The organism is Thermosipho globiformans (genome assembly GCF_003990895.1).
GTDB classification, from domain to species: domain Bacteria; phylum Thermotogota; class Thermotogae; order Thermotogales; family Fervidobacteriaceae; genus Thermosipho; species Thermosipho japonicus.
Genome location: NZ_BHXD01000014.1, coordinates 1 through 24,885 on the forward strand (window position 1 = coordinate 1; position 24,885 = coordinate 24,885).

A 24,885-nucleotide genomic window follows, 5' to 3' on the forward strand; every position below is an offset into this window, starting at 1 on the left:
ACAAAAATAATTTTAGCAGGTGTAGCCCTTTTTTTATATTCTAATTTAACCTATTTTTTACTTTGGCCAGGGTCAACTTAAATTTATAATGTAAAAGTTCTTTAAACATTTTATTATCACCTTTTGTTAACAGAATTATAACATTTTTTTGTTCCAAATACATGCAAAAGTATTTCCATTTTGTTAAAAAATATGATATAATGTTTCAAGAAGATATCAGTTAACATTTAAAATCGAGAGGAGGTTAATTTTATGGGAAAGAGAAGGATCATGGTTATTGATGATCAGCCTGAGATATTAGAACTTATTAGTTTTACGCTTGAAAAAGAGGGGTATGAGGTTGTTCCTGTTGAAGATGCCGAAAAAGCCTTAGAAGAAATAAAAGACAAAGAAATTGATATGTTTTTAGTTGATATTATGTTACCTGGAATGGACGGATTTGAATTTGTCAGAAATATTAGAAGTCAAGAAAAATATAAATCTACACCAGTAATTTTTCTAAGCGCTAAAGGTGAAGAATTCGACAAAGTATTAGGTTTGGAACTTGGCGCAGATGATTATATAACTAAACCATTTAGTATAAGAGAATTACTTGCCCGTATAAAAGCAGTCTTTAGAAGAATGCAACTTTCCACTCAAGTTAAAGAAGAAAAACCTAAAAAAATTGTTGCAAAAGATCTCGAAATAGATGTAGACAAATATGAAGTTAAAATCAAAGGTAAAAAAGTAAACCTTACTCCTCTTGAATTTGATCTTTTAAGATTTTTAGCTGAAAACGAGGGTAAAGTTTTCTCAAGAAATGTACTACTTGATAAATTATGGGGTTATGACTACTTTGGTGACACAAGAACAGTCGATGTGCATATAAGAAGACTTAGAACAAAAATAGAAGAAGATCCTTCTAACCCAAAATATATTGTAACTGTTAGAGGAAAGGGCTACAAGTTTAGAGATCCTGGGAAGGAAGAATAATGACATGCTTTTTGAAGTTTCAACAATACTTATAACAATAATCTTATTAATAACAATTGCCTATTTTAGAAAAAAATTATCAAAAATGAAAATTTACAAAGAAGCTTTAAATAAATTAGCACAGTTAATAGAGGAGGAAAAAGATTCTCCTCCTCTTTATATTGCGGAAAAAATAAGAAAAAAAATTACAAAACTTGAAGAAGAAAATTATGACCTTGAACTATCTTTAAAAAATCATTTAACTATACTCAACAACATAGTTGATCCTATTATAATCACTAAAAAGGATGGAACTATTACTTTCGCTAATAATGAAGCACGTAAAATTACTAGACCCGGAATTGAAGAAAGGAAAATTTATGAAGTTTTTGAAGATTATTATGTCAATCAAATGTTTGATGAAACCATTAATAATAAAAGCTTAACTTCTGGTGAAATAAGCATATTCGTTAATGGTGAAAAAAAATACTATGAAGTGAAAATTGTACCTGTTACCTTAGAACAAAATAACGAAAGATTTATTATAGTATTGCATGATGTAACACAGGAACGTGTCCTTGAAAATGTTAGAAAAGAATTCATATCCAATGTATCACATGAACTTAGAACACCTCTTACTTCTATACATGGTTATGCTGAAGCGCTACTTGAAGATGATCTTGAAGATAAAGAATTAATCAGAAAGTTCCTATCAATTATAGAATCTGAGGCTGCAAGAATGACCAGACTTATAAACGATCTTTTAGATCTAGAAAAACTTGAATCAGGAAATACACAATTTGTTTTCGAAAAAATAAATTTTACTGAAGTTTTAGAACATGTTAGAAATATAATTGAGCCGCTTGCAAAAGATTATCAAGTAGAAGTTGAATTTGTTTATCCTGACGAGTTATACTTAGTTGGTGACAAGGACAGGTTAACTCAAATGACATTAAATTTAGTTGATAATGCAATCAAATATACTTCATTAAAGGAAAAAGGCGAAAAGAAAGTCACTGTTGAAGCTTGGAAAGAAAATAACTCAATTAAATTGGTAGTGAAAGACACAGGAGTTGGTATTCCCGAAAAAGCTCAAAAGAAATTATTTGAAAGATTTTATAGAGTTGACAAAGCAAGGAGTAGAAAAATGGGCGGAACAGGTTTAGGACTTTCAATTGTGAAAACAATAGTTGAAAAACACAATGGAGTTATTGAATTTACAAGTAAAGAAGGTGTTGGAACAAAATTTGTAGTTACATTACCAATCAACAGGGAGGAAGATAACAATGAGACCGTATGATGTAATTTTAAAAAAACGTAATGGTGGTAAATTAACAAAAGAAGAAATTGAATATATGATAATGGGTTATGTAAATGGGGAAATTCCAGATTATCAAATGTCAGCTTTTTTAATGGCAATTTACTTTAGACATCTTGACAAAGACGAAAGAGCTATTTTTACGGAAATAATGGCAAAATCTGGTGATATGCTTGATCTTTCTCCAATAAAAGGAGTTAAAGTTGACAAACATTCAACTGGTGGCGTTGGTGATAAAACAACATTGGTTGTTGCACCTATTGTAGCATCGTTAGGAATTCCTGTTGCAAAAATGTCAGGAAGAGCGTTAGGCCACACAGGTGGAACCATTGACAAACTAGAATCAATTCCAGGTTTTAAAACTTCATTAAGTCTTGAAAAATTCTTTGAGAATGTAAATAAATATAAAATTGCGGTTGTAGGACAAACAGCAAATTTAGCACCTGCGGATAAGAAAATATATGCACTGCGTGACGCTACTGCAACTGTCGATGAAATATCGTTGATCGCTTCAAGTATTATGAGCAAAAAACTTGCAGGTGGTGCTGATGCCTTTGTTTTAGACGTAAAAGTAGGTAGTGGAGCTTTCATGAAGGACATTAGTTCAGCAAAGGAACTTGCAAGTGCAATGGTCGAAATAGCAAAATCTCATAACAAAACTGCCGTTGCAGTTTTAACAAACATGGATGAACCACTTGGAACCTTTGCAGGAAATTCTCTTGAAGTATTAGAAGCAATTAATACTTTAAAAGGACAAGGCGATGAAAAATTTAGAATTCTTTGCTTAACACTTTCTGCCTGGATGTGCCATTTAGCTGGCCTTGGATCATATGAAAAATGTTTTGAGCTTTCTAAAGAAGCTCTAGATACGGGTAAAGCCCTTGAAAAATTCAAAGAGTTTGTTAAAGCACAAGAAGGAAATGAAATGGTTGTAGAATCTCCTGAAAAAATATTACCTATCTCCAATAAAATAGTTGAATTCAAAGCATCAGAGGATGGATATATTTCAAGCATTGATACTGAAAAAGTTGGGATTGCCTGTAATTACTTAGGTGCAGGTAGAGTCAAAAAAGAAGACAATATTGATCATTCTGTTGGATTAGAATTCTTGAAAAAAATTGGCGACAAAGTAAAAAATGGAGATACACTGGTAAGACTTTATGTAAGTGAAAAAAGCAATATTAATGAAGCTATGAACTTGCTCAAACAAGCTTACAATATTTCTTCTACGGAAATTAATTCTTTGGAAATTATTTTAGACATAGTAAAGTGAGGTGTCTCTTTGAAAAAGTTAATTCTTATTCTTCAGATTTTTATTTTTAGCGCACTATTTTTCGCTAATTCATTGTTGTTTCAAAACAAAGCTTATTTTTTTCCCGACAAGTGGGTTGATGAAAAAACTTTAAAAGATATTGGATTTAAATATGTTAAAAATGAAAAAATCTTTATGGTATTTAATGATGATCTTTTTATTGGAAAAGATGGTACATTTACCATAAATTTTGATGTTGAGTATAAAAACGCCTATAAAATCGAAAATAATGAACTTTACTTAAATATTGACTTCTTAAAAGAATATCTAAATCTTTCGATTATTAAAAAGGGCAATCTCTTTATATATTATGATACTTTACCATTACTAAAAAGTGTCGAATTTAAAGATAATAATCTAACATTTTTCTTTTCTAAAGAAATAACAAAAGAATTTATTAATTTATTGGTTGACAACAGAGATTTGACAATAGAATTAAAACCGATTAATGGTAATCCTGTAATAATAGGTAATGTTAGTTTTCAAAAAAATGAAAATTCATTCTTATTTTTTATTTTAAACAATAGGCTTAAACCAGTACCAATTATTTCTTTTCAAAAAAATATTGTCAAAATTGCTCTTAATTTTACAGAAGAAGATAAAAAAACTTTAAAGGATGGACTTGAATGGGAAAGGAAAATTGAAGTTTTTAATGAAAAAAAATATTTAGTAAATTATCTACACATAGATCCAAAAAAAGTAGAAATTCTTCCAATTATTTCAAGCAATGGAATAGGCACCAGAGAAGACTTGCGAGAAATGCTTAAAAACAATAATTGCATTGCTGGTATAAATGCAAACTATTTTGATCCATCTACTAATATACCAATTGACTTGGTTATAAAAGATGGTAAACTTTTATCGGACAAATACGGGCTAAGACCTGTATTTATAGTAACGTATTCAAATGAAGTATTTATAAAAAGAATTAACCTAGAGGTAAATATTTATCTTGATGATTTGCTTTTTCTCGTAAAGGGCGTGAATACAAATGCAAAAGGTGAAGTTTTGTTATATACAGATGAATATGCATTAAAAATTCCTAAAGATGATGATAAAAATTATTTTGTAATATCCAATAATCAAATAATTTCAAAAGAATACGTTGAAAAAGTCCCAAAAGACTCAATGGTTCTTTTAATTACAAAAAAGTACGATAAATATCTTAAAAATATAGAAGTGGGCTCAAAGGTGAATTTAACACTTAATTCTGATTTTCCATTCCCTATTAAGCATGCAATAGGTGCCGGCCCTTTGCTAATTGAAAATGGAAAAAAATTAATAGATAGTGATGAAGAAAAATTGAGATATGGTAATGGTCTTGCATTATCAAAGACTAGTAGAACTATTATTGCAATTACAAAGGAAGGTAAAGTTGATTTTATTGTAATTGAAGGATATAATGATTCACCTGGAATGAATTATGATATAGCAACAGAATTTTTACTTGAAAAAGGATATTTTTATGCTATGATGCTAGATGGTGGTGGATCAAGTGCTATGGTAATACAGGACGAAGTTGTAAATCAAGATGGTACTATTCAACGTGGTATACCAGTTGGATTGGGCGTAAAATAAAAAATTTGGAGGTGCCTGTTGTGGATTTAAGAACATTTATCAGAGATATTCCTGATTTTCCAGAAAAGGGGATTATATTTAGAGATATTACACCGTTACTCAAGGATAAAGGGGCTTTTAAACATGCTATTGATATGCTTGCTGAAAAATTATCCGAAATAGATTTTGACTTAATAGTTGCACCAGAAGCTCGCGGTTTTATCTTTGGCGGTGCGTTATCTTACAAATTAAATAAGGGTTTTATTCCTGTAAGAAAACCTGGAAAACTACCATATGAAGTAATATCTGAAAAATACACCCTTGAATATGGAGAAGCAGAACTTCAAATGCACGTTGATAGCATAAATAAAGGACAGAAAGTTATAATTTTCGACGATGTTCTTGCAACAGGTGGAACAGCAAAAGCATTAAAAAAACTTGTTGAAAAAGCCGGTGGAGAAGTAGTTGCGATGTCATTTTTAATTGAACTTAGTTATCTCAACCCCAGAAATATATTAAAAGATGAAAATATTATATCATTAATAATCCTTTAAATAAAATTCTTAAAATAAAGGGGTGTGTAAAATGCTTAAATTTGACTTTACAAATTTATTTAGCAATAAAGTTCCAAATAATATTACACTTGATGAAGTAAAATCATACGAAAATAAAATAAATCAAATCATAAAGGAAATTGATACTAACCGCCCTGGATTTGTTGAAACTATCTTTTCAAGAAAATGGATAGATTCTGTTTTAGATTTAAAAGATACTATTTTTCAGTTTGATAATTTAGTAGTTCTTGGTATTGGAGGTTCAGCTTTAGGAAATATTGCGCTTCAAAATACATTGAAACCGCTTAACTGGAACTTTCTTTCAAAAGATGAAAGAAACCGAAAGTTAAGAATTTTTGTTATAGATAATGTTGATCCAGATTTTGTTGCTTCCATTTTAGATACAATCGAAATAAGAAAGACATTGTTTAATGTCATTTCAAAATCTGGAAGTACAGCTGAAGCAATGTCAAATTATCTAATTGCTCGTGGAATTATTGAATCATATGGTCTCGATCCTAAAAAACATCTTATCTTTACTACCGATCCAGAAAAAGGGGTTTTAAGAAAAATTGCTAATGAAGAAAACATAAAAACTTTAGAAATACCACAAAATGTTGGTGGTCGCTTCAGTGTTTTAACACCAGTTGGTCTTTTATCAGCATACGCAGCAGGTATAAACATAGAAGCTTTGTACGATGGGGCAAAAATTGCTTATTCAAGGTTCTTAAAACCACTATTTGAAAATCCTGCAGCTTTAATAGCAATCACTCACTATTTATATTACAAAAAAGGAAGAAATATCTCCGTTATGATGGCTTATTCAAATAGACTCTATCACCTCGCTGATTGGTATAGGCAGCTATGGGCAGAAAGCCTTGGAAAAAAACTAGACAAAGATGGAAATATAGTTAATGTAGGACAAACACCAGTTAAAGCACTTGGAGCTGTTGATCAGCATTCACAGGTTCAATTGTATAATGAAGGTCCAGATGATAAAATCATTACTTTCTTAAAAACTGAAAAATTTAATAGGGATATTAAAATACCAAATGTTCATGATGAAGAAGCTCTTTCTTATTTACAGGGAAAATACCTATCTGAATTGTTAAATAACGAACAACTTGGAACTGAAAGTGCTATTTTGGAACATGGTAAGCCCTCATTAAAAATAACATTCCCTGTTATTGATGAAGTACATGTTGGCGAATTTTTTATGCATTATGAACTTGCAACTGCAATAGCTGGTGAATTGTTTAATATAAATCCTTACGATCAACCTGGTGTTGAACTTGGTAAAAAATTAACTTATGCTCTGATGGGAAGACCAGGTTATGATGAATATAAAATAAACATTGAGGAAAAAAGGATTGAATTGTAATGAATTATATTGAAATTTTATCAAACATTTTTTCTCCAATAAATATTTACGAATCAGATGACTTTATTACTATCATAATTGAAAATGATGAAAATCTTGAAGAAAAAATTAAAAAAACTCCTAAAAACATGTTACCAGAAAAAACTCTTAGAATTATTACCAAAGAAGAGTTAGAAAGTAATGAAATTAAAGATTTAGGAGTGAAGGTAATTTGAAATTAATATTATGTGTTACTGGCAAAATTGGAACAGGAAAATCAACTGTATCGAAATTTTTTAAAGAAAAAGGGTTTAAGTATATAAATATGGATGAGCTTGGGAAAATTGCCTTTGAACATGAAAAAGACAAAATCTTAGAAGTTTTTAATACATTAGATAGAAGCAAAATTAGAGATATCGTATTTCAAGATCAAAAAATGCTCAAAAAATTAGAACAAATTTTACATCCAAAAATGTTAGAAATTCTTGAAAGAATGACTGCCAAAGAAAATTTCTATGTAATTGAAGCAGCTATAAAAAGAAGATTAAAAATAAAATGTGATTTTACAATTACAGTAAAATGTAGTTTAGATACAATTTTTAAAAGAGTTTCTGAAAGAAGACTTTCTCAAAAAGCTATAGAAAACATATTAAAAAACCAAGTTGACATACTTGATGAAGGAATTATTATAAACAATGACGGATCAATCAAAGAACTTTATGAAAAGCTTGAAAAAATCTATACTTTTATTATGAAAAGTGCCTCTTTTTAAAAGAGGCACTTTTTTAATTATTTTTCATCTTTTTTAAAAATTTTTGTTTATACATAAGCTTATCTGCATATTCAATCGCTTCTAAAATGTCATTAAACCCTTCTGGAATTATGGAAACGCCCCATGAAAACTTCGTTCTGATCAAATTCTCCAATCTATTAATTACACTCTTTGCATCCATAGTATTTAAAAACAATACAAACTCGTCACCACCCCAACGAATTATAAAATCACCTTTTCTTATTAACTCTTTAATAACTAAAACAAACTCTCTTAGCAATTTATCACCTGCAAAATGTCCAAGTTTATCATTCGTTTCTTTTAAACCATCGATATCTATAAACACTATACTTGCTTTTTTGTTGCTTCTTTTAATCTCGTAAAACTTTTTTTGCAAAATTTCTATTCCAGCTTTTCTTGTTAAAGCACCAGTTAATTCATCGTATAGTGAATTTTCTTTCACCTCTTCGAATTTTTTAACATTTCTATAGTGAATTTCGGCAATTGTCAAAATATATTTTAAAAGGCTTTCTTCAAATTGAGTAATTTTATTATAATACAATCTAAAAACTATATTATCTAGTTTGTAATCTTTATTTTTACCATTAGTTGTCCCAAACGATGCTATTAACTTAATGTTATCAAAAATCTCTACACCATTTACTGCTGGAACTATATTAAACAAAGTCCTAGCCATTTTATAGAAAAAATCTTTCTTTTCAATTGTTCCAATTATATCTATAACAGAAATTGAAAATAATGGAAATAATGCCTTTTCCTTCAAAGTTTCACTTGCTTTGAATATAACATCTGATATCTTTTCCATACTCTCACCTTATTATACAATTTTTTTATTATTTTCATTTATATTATCGTTTAAAAAGATTTATTCTTTAATTTTTCTCTGATATTAAATAATTCATCTCTTAATCTTGCCGCATCCTCATACCTTAACTCTGATGCAGCCTTATACATTTCTTCTTCAAGCAATGCAATATACTCTTCAATTGATAGCGATTCTTTTAATTCAAATATTGTTTTAATTTCTTCTTTTTCCTCATCTTCATCTATCATAAACTGCTTAAATATCTCTTCATCAAGTGGTTTAATTATAGTTTTTGGAGTAATACCATGTTTCTTGTTATACTCAATCTGAATTTTCCTTCTTCTATTTGTTTCATCAATTGCTTTTTTCATAGCCGGTGTTATTTTATCAGCATACATAATTACTTTACCATTTATATTTCTGGCAACCCTGCCAATAATCTGTATTAATGTAGTTTCACTCCTCAGAAACCCTTCAGTATCACTATCTAATATCGCAACCAATGAAACTTCTGGTAAATCTAATCCTTCTCTTAACAAATTTACACCAACAACTACTTCTACATCTCCTCTTCTAAGTTTTTTTAATACTTCGACACGTTCTATCGTATCAAGTTCAGAATGAATGTACAAGGCTTTAATACCCATCTCTATTAAATATTCTGCTAATTTTTCAGCAGTTTTTTTAGTAAGAACAGTAACTAATGCGCGTTCATTCTGCTTTCTTATTTTGGTAATTTCATTAACTAGATCATCTATTTGATTTTGAGTAGGTCTTACCTCAACCTCAGGATCAACAAGTCCTGTTGGCCTTATTATTTGCTCTACAACTTGTTGAGAATTATTAATTTCAAAATCTCCTGGTGTTGCTGAAACAAAAATAACATTTTTAACCTTATTCCAAAATTCTTCAAATTTCAGTGGCCTATTATCATAAGCACATGGAAGTCTAAAACCATAATCTACCAGGTTTTTCTTTCTTGAAAAATCTCCTCTATACATTGCTCTAAGTTGGGGAATAGTTATATGCGACTCATCTATAAATACAAGATAATCATCTCCAAAATAATCTAAAAGACTGTATGGTGGATCTCCAGGATTTCTACCATCAAAATGTCTTGAATAGTTTTCTATACCTGAACAATATCCAAGTGCTGTAAGAAGTTCAATATCATTCATTGTTCTTTGCTTCAATCTTTCAGCCTCTAAATACTTTCCTTGATTTTTAAAATGTTCTAACTGTTCTTCTAATTCTTTTAAAATTGACTTGACTGCTCTTTGTATTTTTTCTTCTGTCGTAATAAATTCTTTTGTAGGATAGATAACTACCCTGTCAAGCTTTTCTATAATTTTTCGGTTCAATGGATCAAAAGTATAGATCGAGTCTATTTCATCACCAAAAAGTTCAATTCTTATTCCTTCATCTTGATATCTAGGATATATTTCTATGACATCGCCTTTAACTCTAAAAGTTCCTCCAAGTGCAACTTCTTCCTTCCTTTCATAACCAATTCTTGCTAAATGTGTTAAAAATCCTTCTAAATCAATCTCTTGCCCTACAGATAAAACAAAATTCAAATCACTAAAATCTTTAGGATCTCCACAATTGTATATTGCTGAAACACTTGCTACAACAATAACATCTTTCCTAGTCATAATTGACTTTATTGCACTGATTCTCATTTTTTCAATTACCTCATTAATGTCAGCATTTTTTTCAATATATAAATCCCTGGTTGGAATATATGCCTCCGGTTGATAATAATCATAGTAACTTACAAAAAATTCAACTTTATTCTCTGGAAAAAAAGATTTAAATTCAGAGTATAATTGAGCAGCTAGAGTTTTATTGGGTGAAATTATAAGAGTTGGTTTGCCAACATTCTCGATAACCTTGGCCATTGTAAATGTCTTTCCGCTTCCTGTAACACCTAATAAAGTTTGTATTCTATATCCTTTTTTTAAACCTTCAACTAATTTTTTAATTGCCTCAGGTTGATCTCCTGACGGTGAAAAATCCGAATAGACCTTAAACATCATCAATCCTCCTCGGTCTTACATAAATTGTTCTATAATTACTGTACAATACAAGGCCAGGTTTTAAACCTTTAGTTTTTCTAACATATTTTACCTTTGTATAGTCAACTGGAACCTTTCCTGAATTTTTACCTTTACTATACCCAGCTGCAAGCTCCGCAGCAAATCTTATAACTTCTTCGTCTATAACCTTTCCATTGTTTTTCAATACAACATGTGATCCAGGCATTTCATGAACATGAAACCACAAGTCTTCATCATTTGATTTGCGAACAAGCTCATCATTTTGTTTGTTATTTTTCCCAATATATATTACAAACCCATTATGCTCTACTTTTCTTGGCTCTGATTTGTTAACTTTTTTACCTCTGCTTTTCTTTTCTCTTATCAACCCCATATTTTGCATTTCAAATTTTATCTCTTCAATTTCTTCTTCACTTTCAGCTTCTTCAATTGTGTACCAGATTTGATATAGGTAGTCTAATTCATCTTCTAATACTTTCTTCCTCTCTAAAAGACCTTTCAACTTATTTTTCATTTTATTGTATTTTTTAAAGTAATGATTTGCATTTTCAAGTGGTTCTTTATTAGAATCTAGAGGAACCTCGATATTTTCATCATTTTCCCAATCATACAAAACTACTTTGTTCATCTTTTCATCAATTTGATAAAAATAAGCCTTTAAAAGTTCTCCATATTTTTTATACAAATCGTAATTTTTATTTTTTTCAATTTCACTATTAATCTTATCTAATGTATTTTCCAACTTGCTTATATATTTTACCAATACATCTTCTAAAGTCTTTTTCTTTTGATAAATTAAACTCTTTTTTTCATTCCAACTAAAAAACAAATTAATTGCTTCGTCAGGTTTTGAAAATTTTCTAAATTTTTCAGCTAAATGATTTAAAGAAAATGCAGAAATTTCAAATGGTTTATTATTCTCAAAATAAACATACATATAATTTTCACTAAATTCCTGAATAATTTCCTTCAAAATTTTTTCTAATTTATCATCCCATTTAATAACTTCATCTTCATCTATACCTGCTCTATACAACAATTCTCTAGCAGTTACTTTAGAAAATCCCTGAATATTTTTGTAAATAAATTCTAAAGCCTTTTTACTTTCATTAATAGTTTTAAGCTTTTTAATTTGATTTACATCAAGAGGATTAATTTTATTTGAACTGAAAATTTTAAATTGTTCTCCTGGAAAAATGTTTCTAAATCTATTTTTTATTCGTTTATAGGCATCCAAAATTATCCCATTTTCTACTAAAATTATATTTGAATGTTTTCCCATTATGTCGATATAAATTTCATAATTATGTTTATTTCCAACGTCATCAACTTTGTAAACTTCAAACTTATAAGTCCTTTCCAATCCAATTTGCTCAATATTTTTTATCATACCACCTCTAACTTTACTTCTTAAATACTCAACAAAATAATGACTTTTAGTGTTTAAAGGTAAATTTCTTTTTTCAAAAGTTATATAAGAATAACTTGGATTGAGAGAAACTTTTAAATCAAAATTTTGAAAACTAAAATAAATTATCTTATTAAAGATATAAAAATTTCTAATATGAGCATTAAGCAAATATGGTTTTGAATATTCTAAAAATTGCCTCATAACAAACCCATCGTATGGCATTTTATCTACCTCCTATACCTAAGTATAACATAAAAAATGCGGCCCATAATGGGCCGCAAGAAATTAATTACTTTTTAATTATTCTTTTCCCTCAAACCAGTATGCGTAATAATCATCACCTGGTCTCATTGCATTTGGATACCAACCTTTGAGCCATTTTCTGTGAACCCTAACTCCAACAGGTTGATAAAGAGGTACACTAATTGCATATTTTACAACAAATTTTTGAATTTGTGCATACAACTCTGCTCTCTTTGCAGAATCTGTTTCTGCTGAAGCTTGCTCAATTAAATCATCCAAACTCTTTCCACCAAGTTCTTCCATAGGTGTACTTACAAATTCTCTGAATTTTGCTCCTTGCCTTGAACTATAGTCACCTTTTGAATCATAATATGTAAATATGAAGTTATCTGGGTCTGGGAAGTCTGCAAGCCATCCAAGTATGAATATTGGAAGTTCTCCACGTTTTGTTGCATCTAAGAATGTTGGCCATTGCAAACCAACTACATCAACTTTAATCTTTGGTGATAACATTTCAAGATACATTTTTACCATTTCTGCTGTTCTTTGTCTTGCTTCATTTCCTAAGTTATATGCAACTGAGAATTTGAATCCTTTTTTCCATGCTTCTCCGTTCCATGCTTGCATTAATTCTTGTCTTGCTTTAAAGAGATTGAAATCATACAATGGAAGTGAAGGATCAAATCCAAGAAGACCTTCTGGTAATGCTGTTGGAACTCTCTTAGCAAAGCCTTTCAATACTTCACTTATAAGTGCATCATAGTTGATAACATGTGCAATTGCTTTTCTTGCATGAACATCGCTGAAGAAATCCAATGGAATTCCATTTCCATCAAGTTTTCCACTACCAACGTATTTGCTTCCTTCTCTAATTGACCAGTTAAATGCAAGAACTGTAACTGATAATGTTGGTATACCTTCAATTATTTCAAGATCTGGATTTCCTCTTACTTGATCAAGATATTGTGTTGGAATATATGCAATATCAGCATCACCTTTTTCTAGCATTGCTTTTCTAGTTGAAAATTCATCAATACCCCATATAATTACTCTCTTAATCTTTGCTGGTTCTCTCCAATAATTTTCATTTGCTTCAAGTATTACCTTTTGTTGTGCTCTATCCCATTCTACAAATTTGTATGGTCCTGTTCCCATTGCCGTTTGATAAATTGGAGAATCTTCTTTTGACATTACATGCTCTTTCCACCATGTAGTTGGTTGACCATCCCAAAGTCCTTTTTCTATACACCATTCTTTATCAAGAATTGCTCCCCAGTGAGCACTTTGAGCAATTACATTCAAAAATGGACCATATGGTCTTCTAAGATGGATTATAACATTGTCTCCATCTACTTCTATTGCTTTATCTACTACATCATAAACTTTCTTAAATACTTCTTCAGCCTCTGGAAGTGGATTTCCATTTTCATCGAATAATTCGTTCCATTTTTTACCGGAAACTTCATAAACCATATCTTCAACATCCCACATTCCAAAGATGGAATACCAAAGCATCCATACTGGTCCACCTGCTGGACTATAAAGAAGTGCTCTTTGGAAACTGTATTCAACATCTTCAGGAGTTAAATCATTTCCATTATGGAATTTAACTCCTTTTCTAATTGGAAATACGTACGTCTTTCCACCATCTCTTATAAGTCCATTTTCAACTGTTGGAACTTCTGTTGCAAGCCTTGGTTCAAATTCGTTCAAACTGGAACCTTTATATTGTATAAGGTTCTCATATACCTGATACAAAACCTCACCACTAGCTGTGTCGTATGCAAGATGTGGATCAAGAGTATCTGGCTCACCAATAGTTGCATCTACCAAAGTGTTTGGATCGGCAGCAAATAATACTACCGCAAATACTACCATCAAAAATGCTAAAAGTTTTTTCACAAAAATCCCCCCTCTTCTGGAGTAGTGTAATGGTTCATCAATATTATACCACATATTTTACAAAAAAATCAACTCTTTTACATTTTATAAAAATATACATTAAATATTATAGCTATTTAATAAAAAATTTAGCACTTGGAATGTATATTCTTAACCTTGTCCAAGGAGTAATAATTTCCTTATAATTATTGTAAAATTCTAATTTATCATTTTTAATTATATTACAAATTAAATTTCCAATTGGATCAAAGCAATTTTCAACTATTTCAACTTCTTTATTTTTGAACGTTACATTATTTGGAGATAATTCTCCAAAATTTTTATAAGTATACTTATAGCTTCCAAATTTAAACATTGCTTCTTCAAATAAAATTGTTTTTTTATCTATTAAAAATGACATTATCATGTATAAACTACTTAAGTCAATTGGAATATCATATGCATATCTAAAATCTAAAGTTATATGTTTAATGTTATTATTTTTTGCAATATTTTCAAATTCTTCAAAAATTTCTGAAAATTTATCTCCTAAAAAATTAAAAGAGAAAATCGTTATATTAGCAAAATCATTTGATTTGTTTTCTACTAAAACTGGATCTTTTCTTATAAACTCTTCATAAGGAATCGTTTCAACAATTGTTTTTTTACTCTTTCCTAAAAATTTATATTCAACCTCAATTCTCTTTTTCTTTAAAAATTCTCCTAAAAATAGGAAAATATATCTTGAAAAAAATTGTTTGTTCTCATTAATAACATATTTTTCTGAATAAAAATCCGATAAGTATTCAATCAAATCCCTGTTATCAATTTTACTAACCACTGCACCTTCTTCAATATCACATGAAGAATTAATAACCACAAATTCTCCATCAACAAATCTAATTTCAAATGGTAGAACATAAGTAGATTTATTAGATTCTGGTAATAGCATATATACCCCAGGATACTTTGAAAATTCTTTAAATAGAATCTTATAAAACTCGTATTTATTCATCCATCTATTAATTTTTATATCTTTAAAATTAATTACTCTCTCATCATCAATATAATGTAATTTAAGTTTGGAATTAATAAACTCAATTTCCTTGTTCAAAGTTTTTGGAAAAAATTTTTGATATTTAAAAACGTAAGGAGAAATAATTATAAAAAACATAACAGCCAAAACAAAAAATAGCGTAAAATTAATAAATTTCTTAACCATTTTTCAATTCGCCCCCATAAAAAATATACACCAAATTCTTGATTTTAAAAAATTTTTATGGTATTATTTTTTTGCATGGGTGCGTAGCTCAGTGGGAGAGCGCTTCCTTCACACGGAAGAGGCCGCAGGTTCAATCCCTGCCGCACCCACCAAAAAATTAATCAAGGGCCTTAAAGGCCCTATTTTTGTGGTAAAATATTTAAAGAGGTGTAAAACATGGAAAAATACTTAATTTATATTTTAGGTACATTGCTTTCAACAATTGGATTAATCTTTTTAAGTTTTTACATAGCTATTTTCTTTTTTTCACCCGTGATAGAAAATATTTTTTCTATCGATATGAATATTTCATCAGCATTGCTAATAATAGCAATATCATTCACGCTCAATGGTTTTTTTATAGGTTTCTATTCAATTTCCAAAGATTCATGGGAATATGCTAATTTGTGGATAATAATTTCCTTTTTACTATCATTTATATCATTTTTATTTCAATTATACAAATTAGCATCGTTAGGGCCAACTTGGTTAGGTTTAGAATTTTTTGGAATTAACGGTAATAAAATTGAGGCTATGTACATTTGTATGATGCTTTTCCTAATAAATCTTGCTATATTAGTTATTTGCGGAATACTTGTTTTCAGAAAATTTAGAGGTGAAGAATGAAAGTTTTAGGAGTTGTAGTTGAATATAATCCTTTCCATAATGGTCATCTCTATCATTTAAAATCTGCAAAAAAGCTAGTAAAACCTGATTTTACAATTGCGGTTATGAGTGGAAATTTTTGCCAAAGAGGAGAACCTGCTATAGTTAACAAATTTGCAAGAGCCAAAATGGCTCTTTTAAATGGTATCGATGTAGTATTTGAACTTCCAACTATTTATTCATTACAAGATGCCGGAGGCTTTGCTATTGGCTCAGTTGGCCTAATGCATAAACTTGGTCTTGTTACAGATATTGTATTTGGAAGTGAAAGTGCTGATATTTCCTTTCTTGAAAAGATATCCAAAATCTTATATGAAAATTCAAAAGAGTTTGATTACTTAATAAAAAGAGAACTAAAAAAAGGTTTATCATATCCAAATGCAAGGAAATTTGCACTTCAAAAATTTTTAAAGACTGATTTGGATACTATTAAAAAGCTAGAAAACTCAAATGATATTCTAGGAATAGAATATATTAAAGCAATTTTTAAATATAAAAGCAACATTAAGTATCATGTTATTAAACGTGTTGGTGCAAAATACAATGAACAAAATTTATCTGGAAAATTTTCTTCAGCTACATCAATTAGAAATGCTATAAAACTTGAAAAAAGTATTAAAGAATATGTACCAGAAAGCACTTATTCAATACTAAAAGAGGAATTTGAAAATGGAAGAGGTCCTATCTTTTTGGAAAATTTAGAACAATTTATACTTTCTGAATTTAGATTAAAGACAAGGAAAAATTTAGAAAACATATATGGTTTTAGTGAAGGTTTAGACAAAAGATTTATTGATAGCGCAAATATTTCTACTAATCTTAAAGAATTCATTGAAAATATAAAAGCAAAAAGATTTACATTCTCAAGAATAAGAAGGTTGATATTCCATGCGATATTCAATTTTGAAAAAAACTATATGGAATTTTCAAATAAACTAGGACCTCAATATGCAAGAGTTCTTGGATTCACAAAAAAAGGTCAAGAATTTTTATCAAATGCAAAGAAAAAAACAAAAATTCCAATCATCACAAATCCTTCACTCAAAAGCAAAATACTAAAAGATGTTTTAAAAAACAGTGAAAGAAGATGGGATTTTAACATAAGCTTATATAATTGGCAATTTGAAAAAGACATACTTGCAAGTAATATCTATACTTTATTTTATCCTAACTCTTCTCAAAGAAAATCTGGTATGGATTTTAGAAAGCCGATAATAATTGAGGGATAATATGAATAAAATTTTAATAGTTCCATCTGAAAAAGAGTGCAATATCAAAGGATATTTTTATATTCCTTCCTATGATGTTTTCCCATATGAAAATCTTGAAAATTCATGGTTTGTAAGATCAAAAAGAATATACTCTTTATATCTTGCCCTTAATAATAAGCTAAACGGGGTAGCTACGTTGTATTCTGTAACAAGGTTCGTAATGCCTCCCGCAATTTTTAAAAAATATGTCATTGAATTAAAAGTTGGTGATATATTTGAGTCACCTGAAGAATTATTTTCAAAGTTTGGATATGAAAGAGTATATAATGTTACCGAAGGAGGTCAATTTTCAATACGTGGAGATATAATAGATTTTTATGGTCCTAACGAAGTACCAACTCGTATTGAATTATTTGACAATTTAATTGAAGACATTAGACAGTTTGATCCTTCTACTCAAAAAAGTATTAGAAAAATTGAAAAAGCCCTTATACTTCCAGCAAGAGAATATATTGAACCAGTTATTCATGAAACAATGATCGGTGAAAAATACAACGGAACTTTTTTAGATTATAATATCGAATTTCAAATTTTTAATAAACCTAAAGTAATAGAAAGTTTTTCAAAAAAAGAAAGAGAAATAAGACAACTAATTATAGATCCCAAACTTAGACAAAATTACATAAGATATTCAGGAATAGACTTTAAAGAAATAATAAAAATTGCAAATGAAATCGATTTAAAAACAGACATACAAAAATTAAAAATCGATAAAAAAAAGAAAGAGGAAATTAATAGCCTTCCTGTATTATCTGAAGATGAATTTAATATTGGGGACATTGTAGTACACAAAGAATATGGAATTGCTAAATTTGTAGGTACAACCAAAATTACCCAAAAAGATTTAGAAAGAGAATTCTTAATTTTACAATTTAACGATTCTAAGCTTTTTGTTCCTACAGACAGATTAGATTTGGTACAAAAATACATAGGAACAAATGAAAATGTAACTTTGGATAATCTAAAGAAAAATAATTGGTCTAAAAGAGTTAAAAAGGCAAAATCACAAATTGAAAAAATTGTAAAAGAAATACTCAGAATAAATGCACTTAGAAAAAATACTAAGGGAATTTCTTTACCAGGTGATAGCGAACTTGAAAAAGAATTTGCTAAGACATTCCCTCACATTGAAACTCAAGACCAATTAAAAGCAATCGAAGAAGTCTCAGAGGACCTTTCTTCTGAGAAAAACATGGATAGATTACTCGCAGGAGATGCAGGATATGGGAAAACAGAAGTTGCAATGCGAGCTGCTTTTAAAGCTGCAATTTCCGGAAAACAAGTAGCTGTTTTAGTACCAACAACAGTACTTGCACGTCAACACTATGAGAATTTCAAAAAAAGGTTTGAACCATTTGGAATAAACGTTGAATTATATGACAGTTCTCTTACAAAAAAACAAAAAGATGAAGTAAAACAAAAAATTGAAACAGGAATTACTGATGTAGTTATTGGAACACACGGCTTATTAAAATCAATAAAATTTTCTGATCTTGGCCTTTTAATAATTGATGAAGAACAAAAATTTGGAGTTCAACAAAAAGAAGCTTTAAAAAAATTAAGAATAAACATTAATATACTTTCAATGAGTGCAACTCCTATTCCAAGAACTTTACACATGGCGTTAAGTGGTATAAAAGACATGTCTGTTATTAAAACACCACCTTTTGGAAGAAAAAACATACAGGTTTATGTAAATACTTACGATGAAAAAATAATCAGACAAGCTATAATGAGAGAAATAAATAGAGGTGGTCAGGTTCTTTATGTACATAATAGAGTTAATGATATAGAAGATGTAGCTAAAAAGTTAAAAGAAATAGTTCCAGAAGTATCTATAGATATAGCAAACGGTCAAATGCCAAAAAAGAAAATGGAAAAAGTGATCGAAGAATTTTATCATGGGAAATTAGATGTTCTTGTGGCAACATCAATTATCGAAAATGGTGTTGATATTCCTAATGCAAATACGCTAATTGTAGATGATGCACATAGATATGGGCTTGCTCAGCTTTATCAATTAAGAGGTAGAGTTGGCCGCTCAGATAAAAGAGCTTTTGCATATTTTTTTCATCCTTCAAAAATAAATAAAGTAGCCAAAGAACGATTAAAAGCAATTAAAGAAATTATGGGACCAGGTAGTGGTTTTCAAATAGCACTTAAAGATATGGAAATTAGGGGAATCGGAAATATTCTTGGACTTGAACAGCATGGGTTTATAAATGATATTGGTTTTCACTATTACTTTGAAATACTAGAAGAAGTACTTAACAAAGAATACGGAAAAATCACCAACGAAATTAAAACAGAAATAATTGGTATAAAAGGTTCAATCATAATACCAGAAGAGTATATTGCAAATCCAATAGAAAGACTTAGAATTTATCGTAGGATATCTTCATTCGAAAATGAACAAATGATTTTTGATCTAATTGATGAATTAAATGATCGCTTTGGAAAAGTTCCACAAAGTGCGCTAAATTTGTTAAAGTACGCAAGAATGCGCATAATTGCTTCTAAACTATCTATTAATAAGATAGAATTATATGAAGATAATATAGTAGTTTATACCGGCCAAAAAATTAATTTTAGTCTGCCAAATATTTACAATGAAAAAGAGAAAGCATATATTATCTATTCAACAGAGGAAGAATTTATAAATGAAATTGGAAAATTATCAAAATCATAAATTATAAGCTTTTATGGTATAATTGCTTTAAGTCAAATAATGGAGGTGAATGCTATGCCAGAATTTTCCAATCCATTTTCATCATTAAAAAGTGATAGAAAACTTTCGCATGAAGAGTTAGTTAGAGCTATTCGATACATGATTGCAGCAGAATATGAAGCAATTCAGTTATACACTCAACTTGCCGAATCAACAGATAACCAACTTGCAAAAGAAGTTTTATACGACATTGCCAATGAGGAAAAAGTACATGCTGGTGAATTTTTAAGACTTCTAAAAGAATTATCTCCAGATGAAGAGCAATTCTATTTGGAGGGTGCTAAAGAAGTTGAAGAAGAAATAGAGAAATTAAAAGAGAAAAAATAAAGGATATCCCAAGTCTAACCTTGGGATATCCTTTTTCTCATTGAATTTATACTATCAATAATTGCACTTGCTCTTTTCTCACCAATACCTTCAACTTCCTTTAAAGCCGAAAAATCTGCATTACTCAAAGAGAATACATTTCCAAACGCCTTTACCACATTGTGAGTAATTGCCATTGGGATTTTTGCAACGTTTCTTAACAATCTATAACCTCTAGATTGAACATGATAATCATTTAATTGGTTTATGTTAGCTATATCTTCATATCCCAAAAGTCTGGCAGTTGAAATAGGTTTTCTTTCTTTGTACCCTTTTAAGACTTCAAGAATTTGCATTGCTTCATCTTCTTCATCAATATCTTCTTTAGAATAATCAAGAATCAAATTTTTTAATATATCTTCTAATTCGACAATTATTTCTAACAATTGCATTGATGCAAGTCTTCCTTCAACACCAAGTTCAATAACATACGGTTCAACTTCTTCTTTTATCTTCAAAATTTCAATCCCTTTGTTGATAATTTCTACAACATCAATTAGATTAACTCTATTTTCAATCTCTAAAACATCCAAATTTAAAATCATCTTATCAAAATTCTGTCTATACTTTTCTAATGTATTTAAAGCTTGATTAACCCGTGTAATTAAAAAATTAATATCGTTAATAATATATTTATAACTTCCATAGTAAAGACTAATAACATTTCTCCTTTTTGAAACTGCTATTGCAAGCTCTCCCAGCTGTTTAGCAACTCTTTCCGCTGTTCTATGCCTGGTTCCTGTTTCACTTGTTGGTATACTTGGGTCTGGGACAAGATGTACGTTTGCTGCCAAGATCTTAGTTACATTATCATCGATTATTATTGCTCCATCCATTTTTGCAAGTTCATATAATTTTTCTGGTAAAAAGGGAATTTCTAATTTAAATCCCGCTTGAAAAATATCCGAATATTTTTCATATTTTTCCTCTGAAATAAAAACAATTAGTGCTCCAAAATTTGCTAATACTATGTCATCAAGCGCCTTTCTTAATTTTGTTCCTGGAGCAAGAAGTTTTATTTTTGAAATTAATTCCTGTGGAATACTCAATTTATTAACCCCCATTTAACATTTTCTTATCTAAAAAATATTATATCATATCAATAAACTAAAAAAAGCCCCAATTTATATAATTGGGGCTTTAAAAATTTACTTATTAATCTTCACATTATTTTTTCACCATATTCAAAAAATATTCGTGAATCCTTGTATCTTCAGTCAATTCTGGATGAAATGATGCTACAAGGACATTATTCTGTCTTAATAGCACTGGACTATCCATATAAGTTGCTAAAACTTCAACGCTCTCACCGTAATCTACTACCTTAGGCGCACGTATAAAAATTGCATTAAATGGTTTTTCAAATCCTTTTACCTCAATCTGTTCTTCAAAACTATCAACTTGTCTACCATATGCGTTTCTTTCCACCTTAATATCAATTACCCCTAGAGAGTCTTGAGGAAAGTTTACAACTTCTTTTGATAGTAAAATCATTCCAGCACATGTGCCAAATACCGGAAATCCTTCTTTAATTTTTTGTTTAAGTTTTTCATATAAGTTAACCATTTTCATAATTCTAATCATTGTAGTTGATTCACCGCCAGGAATAACTAAACCATCAACTTCATCTAACTCTTCAGGTTTTCTTACTACCTTAACGTCTACTCCAAGTTTTTCAAGCATAACTTTATGTTCTCTAAAATCTCCTTGGATCCCAGAAACACCTATTTTCAACTTTTACCAACCCCTCTCTTGGAGTTTTACATCAAGTTCTTCTATCTCTAAACCTTCCATTGGCTGTCCAATATCTTCAGAAATTTTTAACAACATTTCTGGATCATTCCAATATGTAACAGCCATAACAATTGCTTTTGCCATTTTTGCTGGATCTTTTGATTTAAATATTCCACTTCCAACAAAAACTCCATCGGCACCAAGCATCATCATTAATGCTGCATCTGCTGGAGTTGCAACACCACCCGCAGCAAAATTAACAACAGGAAGTCTTCCTAATTCTTTAACTTTTGCTACTAGGTTTACGGGAGCACCAATATTTTTAGCAAAGGTAACCAATTCTTCATCAGGCATATTTTGAACCATTCTTATCTCGTCCATTACAGTTCTCATATGCTTTACAGCTTCAACAACGTTTCCTGTACCTGCTTCTCCCTTCGTTCTTATCATCGCAGCACCTTCTGCAATTCTTCTTAATGCTTCTCCCAAGTTCCTTGCTCCACAAACAAATGGAACTTTAAAATCCCATTTGTTTATATGATACTTATCATCTGCTGGAGTTAAAACTTCAGATTCATCGATAAAGTCTACTCCTAAAGCTTCTAATATCCTTGCTTCTGCAATATGGCCAATCCTAACTTTAGCCATTACAGGAATAGAAACAGCTTCCATAATTTCTTTAATCTTACTAATGCTAGCCATCCTTGCAACGCCACCAGCTTTTCTAATATCTGCTGGAACCCTTTCAAGTGCCATAACTGCAACTGCACCAGCTTCTTCTGCTATTTTTGCTTGCTCTGCAGTTGTAACATCCATTATTACTCCACCCTTAAACATTTCAGCAAAACCTTCTTTTACCATCCATGTACCTTTTTGTGTCATTTAAAACACCTCCATATAATTAAATTATTATTGTCTCAGTATATTCACCAAATACTTCTCTCAAAGCATTGCTTATTTCACCAACAGTAGCATAAGCTTTAACAGCTTCTAAAATATATGGCATTAAGTTTTCATCACTTGACGCGGCCTTCTTTACATTATTTAAAACCTTTTTAACCTTTTCATTGTCTCTTTTTTCTTTTAATTTCTTTAATTTTTGTTTTTGCTTTTCTTCTAATTCTGGATCAACCTTTAACACTTCTTTTTGAGAAAGATCCTCTTCAATTTGGAATTTATTTACACCTACAATTATATCCTCTCCATTTTCAATTGCAAGTTGCACTTTATATGCACTTTCATGTATTTCCTTTTGTATATAACCCATTTCAATTGCTTTTACCATTCCACCCATCTGGTCGATCTTCTCAATATATTCCATTGCTTTTTTCTCGATCTCACTAGTCATTGCTTCAATTGCATAAGAACCTGCAAAAGGATCAATTGTATCTGCAACACCGGACTCGTATGCAATTATTTGTTGAGTTCTAAGTGCTATTCTAACAGATTCCTCAGTTGGAAGTCCTAATGCTTCATCATAGCTATTTGTATGTAAAGATTGAGTGCCACCTAAAACTGCTGCTAGAGCTTGAATTGTAACCCTTACAATATTATTCATCGGTTGTTGAGCAGTTAATGTCGAACCACCAGTTTGAGTATGGAATCTTAAAAGCATTGCTTTAGGATTTGTAACGTTAAATCTTTCCTTCATTATTTTTGCCCAAAGTCTTCTAGCTGCTCTAAATTTTGCAATTTCTTCTAAGAAGTTATTGTGCGCAGCAAAGAAGAATGAAAGTCTTTGACCAAAAACATTTGGATCTAATCCTGCCTTTATTGCGGCTTCTACATAAGCTATAGCATCTGCTAAAGTAAATGCAACTTCCTGAACTGCAGTTGAACCTGCTTCCCTTATATGATATCCACTAATGCTTATTGGATTCCATTTTGGCATGTTTTTAGAACAGAAATCAAAAATATCAGTAATAATTCTCATTGAAGGTTGTGGTGGGAATATATAAGTTCCTCTTGCAATATATTCCTTTAATATGTCATTTTGTATAGTACCTGAAAGTTTTTCCATTGGCACACCTTGCTTTTCAGCTACTGCAATATACATAGCAAGTAAAATTGCTGCGGTACTATTAATTGTCATTGAAGTACTAACCTTATCCAATGGAATTCCATCGAAAAGAACTTCCATATCTTCAAGGGAATCTATTGCAACACCAACTTTTCCAACTTCACCTTCTGCCATTGGATCATCAGAATCGTATCCAATTTGCGTTGGAAGATCAAATGCAACCGAAAGTCCCATTTGCCCTTGTTCTAAAAGGTATTTATATCTCTTATTTGATTCTTCAGCTGTTCCAAAACCTGCATATTGCCTCATTGTCCAAAATCTTGCACGATACATTGTTGGTTGAACACCACGCGTATATGGAAACATTCCTGGAAAACCTAAATCTTTTTCATAATCAAGATCTGCAATATCTAATGGGGTATACAACCTTTTAATTTCATATCCTGATGTAGAAGTAAATTTTTCCTTTCTTTCCGGGAACCTTTGTACAGCTTTCTCAACGTTTTGTTGATACTTTTCCATTCCCTGCTTTATCTTTTCCAATTTTTCTTTTTCAAACATCATTTAACCCCCTCATTGCTCATTATTTCCAAC

At 30.1% G+C, this 24,885-nt stretch carries 21 protein-coding genes and 1 tRNA gene; 13 read left to right on the top strand and 9 right to left on the bottom strand.

Annotated elements, in window-relative coordinates:
- Positions 1 to 252: 252 nt before the first annotated feature.
- From EO083_RS08635 to coaE, 8 genes are read left to right on the top strand one after another with little or no spacing between them, the layout of a single operon-like run.
- Positions 253 to 972 carry a winged helix-turn-helix domain-containing protein gene (locus tag EO083_RS08635; protein WP_004103564.1) on the top strand — a complete coding sequence of 240 codons (720 nt, stop codon included), beginning with the start codon at positions 253 to 255 and terminating at the stop codon, positions 970 to 972.
- Positions 973 to 976: 4 nt separating this feature from the next.
- The gene (locus EO083_RS08640) at positions 977 to 2,251 is read left to right on the top strand and encodes a sensor histidine kinase (RefSeq protein WP_126993869.1); all 1,275 of its coding nucleotides are present in this window, start codon (positions 977 to 979) and stop codon (positions 2,249 to 2,251) included.
- The gene (locus EO083_RS08645) at positions 2,238 to 3,542 is read left to right on the top strand and encodes a thymidine phosphorylase (RefSeq protein ID WP_126993871.1); all 1,305 of its coding nucleotides are present in this window, start codon (positions 2,238 to 2,240) and stop codon (positions 3,540 to 3,542) included. The genes EO083_RS08640 and EO083_RS08645 overlap by 14 nt, the downstream gene beginning before the upstream one ends.
- Before the next feature lie 9 nt (positions 3,543 to 3,551).
- Positions 3,552 to 5,159, top strand: a complete 1,608-nt coding sequence (locus EO083_RS08650) for a phosphodiester glycosidase family protein (RefSeq protein WP_126993873.1) — start codon at positions 3,552 to 3,554, stop codon at positions 5,157 to 5,159.
- A 20-nt stretch (positions 5,160 to 5,179) separates the two neighbouring features.
- Positions 5,180 to 5,692 carry an adenine phosphoribosyltransferase gene (locus tag EO083_RS08655; RefSeq protein WP_126993875.1) on the top strand — a complete coding sequence of 171 codons (513 nt, stop codon included), beginning with the start codon at positions 5,180 to 5,182 and terminating at the stop codon, positions 5,690 to 5,692.
- A gap of 31 nt (positions 5,693 to 5,723) precedes the next feature.
- A complete protein-coding gene (locus tag EO083_RS08660; protein ID WP_126993877.1) occupies positions 5,724 to 7,073 on the top strand; it encodes a glucose-6-phosphate isomerase in 1,350 nt (449 codons plus the stop codon).
- Entirely contained in the window at positions 7,073 to 7,288 is a 216-nt protein-coding gene (locus tag EO083_RS08665) for a hypothetical protein (RefSeq protein WP_126993879.1), read from the top strand. Before EO083_RS08660 ends, EO083_RS08665 begins: the two co-directional genes overlap by 1 nt.
- The gene (gene coaE / locus EO083_RS08670) at positions 7,285 to 7,824 is read left to right on the top strand and encodes a dephospho-CoA kinase (RefSeq protein ID WP_126993881.1); all 540 of its coding nucleotides are present in this window, start codon (positions 7,285 to 7,287) and stop codon (positions 7,822 to 7,824) included. The genes EO083_RS08665 and coaE overlap by 4 nt, the downstream gene beginning before the upstream one ends.
- A 13-nt stretch (positions 7,825 to 7,837) precedes the next feature.
- Here the strand turns inward: coaE and EO083_RS08675 are convergent, their stop codons facing one another.
- The 5 genes from EO083_RS08675 to EO083_RS08695 form a co-directional block, all read right to left on the bottom strand.
- A complete protein-coding gene (locus EO083_RS08675; protein ID WP_126993883.1) occupies positions 7,838 to 8,650 on the bottom strand; it encodes a GGDEF domain-containing protein in 813 nt (270 codons plus the stop codon).
- Positions 8,651 to 8,700: 50 nt separating this feature from the next.
- Positions 8,701 to 10,686: an excinuclease ABC subunit UvrB gene (uvrB, locus tag EO083_RS08680; protein ID WP_126993885.1), complete on the bottom strand. Its 1,986-nt coding sequence runs from the start codon at positions 10,684 to 10,686 to the stop codon at positions 8,701 to 8,703.
- On the bottom strand, positions 10,679 to 12,343 hold the full coding sequence (locus EO083_RS08685; RefSeq protein WP_126993887.1) for an Rqc2 family fibronectin-binding protein: 1,665 nt from the start codon (positions 12,341 to 12,343) through the stop codon (positions 10,679 to 10,681). Before EO083_RS08685 ends, uvrB begins: the two co-directional genes overlap by 8 nt.
- 78 nt (positions 12,344 to 12,421) lie before the next feature.
- The gene (locus tag EO083_RS08690; protein WP_126993889.1) at positions 12,422 to 14,266 is read right to left on the bottom strand and encodes an ABC transporter substrate-binding protein; all 1,845 of its coding nucleotides are present in this window, start codon (positions 14,264 to 14,266) and stop codon (positions 12,422 to 12,424) included.
- 112 nt (positions 14,267 to 14,378) lie between these two features.
- Positions 14,379 to 15,467: a hypothetical protein gene (locus EO083_RS08695; protein WP_126993891.1), complete on the bottom strand. Its 1,089-nt coding sequence runs from the start codon at positions 15,465 to 15,467 to the stop codon at positions 14,379 to 14,381.
- A 77-nt stretch (positions 15,468 to 15,544) separates the two neighbouring features.
- Here EO083_RS08695 and EO083_RS08700 point away from each other — a divergent pair.
- The 5 genes from EO083_RS08700 to encB all read left to right on the top strand — a co-directional run bounded on the left by EO083_RS08700 (position 15,545) and on the right by encB (position 20,498).
- Positions 15,545 to 15,619: transfer RNA gene (locus EO083_RS08700), tRNA-Val, on the top strand.
- A gap of 64 nt (positions 15,620 to 15,683) precedes the next feature.
- Positions 15,684 to 16,133, top strand: a complete 450-nt coding sequence (locus tag EO083_RS08705) for a hypothetical protein (RefSeq protein WP_126993893.1) — start codon at positions 15,684 to 15,686, stop codon at positions 16,131 to 16,133.
- On the top strand, positions 16,130 to 17,401 hold the full coding sequence (locus EO083_RS08710; protein WP_126993895.1) for a nucleotidyltransferase: 1,272 nt from the start codon (positions 16,130 to 16,132) through the stop codon (positions 17,399 to 17,401). Before EO083_RS08705 ends, EO083_RS08710 begins: the two co-directional genes overlap by 4 nt.
- Position 17,402: 1 nt before the next feature.
- Positions 17,403 to 20,132 (top strand): transcription-repair coupling factor, encoded by a 2,730-nt coding sequence (gene mfd / locus EO083_RS08715; RefSeq protein ID WP_126993896.1) that lies wholly within the window; start codon positions 17,403 to 17,405, stop codon positions 20,130 to 20,132.
- A gap of 54 nt (positions 20,133 to 20,186) precedes the next feature.
- Positions 20,187 to 20,498, top strand: coding sequence for an encapsulin nanocompartment ferritin-likeEncB family encapsulin nanocompartment ferritin-like cargo protein cargo protein (encB, locus tag EO083_RS08720; RefSeq protein WP_126993897.1), 312 nt, complete (start codon positions 20,187 to 20,189; stop codon positions 20,496 to 20,498).
- A 14-nt stretch (positions 20,499 to 20,512) separates the two neighbouring features.
- Here the strand turns inward: encB and disA are convergent, their stop codons facing one another.
- From disA to EO083_RS08740, 4 genes are all read right to left on the bottom strand, one after another.
- A complete protein-coding gene (disA, locus tag EO083_RS08725; protein WP_206512288.1) occupies positions 20,513 to 21,601 on the bottom strand; it encodes a DNA integrity scanning diadenylate cyclase DisA in 1,089 nt (362 codons plus the stop codon).
- A gap of 103 nt (positions 21,602 to 21,704) precedes the next feature.
- Positions 21,705 to 22,271, bottom strand: coding sequence for a pyridoxal 5'-phosphate synthase glutaminase subunit PdxT (gene pdxT / locus EO083_RS08730; protein WP_126993901.1), 567 nt, complete (start codon positions 22,269 to 22,271; stop codon positions 21,705 to 21,707).
- Positions 22,272 to 22,274: 3 nt separating this feature from the next.
- Entirely contained in the window at positions 22,275 to 23,153 is an 879-nt protein-coding gene (gene pdxS, locus EO083_RS08735) for a pyridoxal 5'-phosphate synthase lyase subunit PdxS (RefSeq protein WP_004103611.1), read from the bottom strand.
- Between the two features lie 19 nt (positions 23,154 to 23,172).
- Positions 23,173 to 24,852 (bottom strand): acyl-CoA mutase large subunit family protein, encoded by a 1,680-nt coding sequence (locus EO083_RS08740; protein WP_126993903.1) that lies wholly within the window; start codon positions 24,850 to 24,852, stop codon positions 23,173 to 23,175.
- Between the last annotated feature and the right edge of the window lie 33 nt (positions 24,853 to 24,885).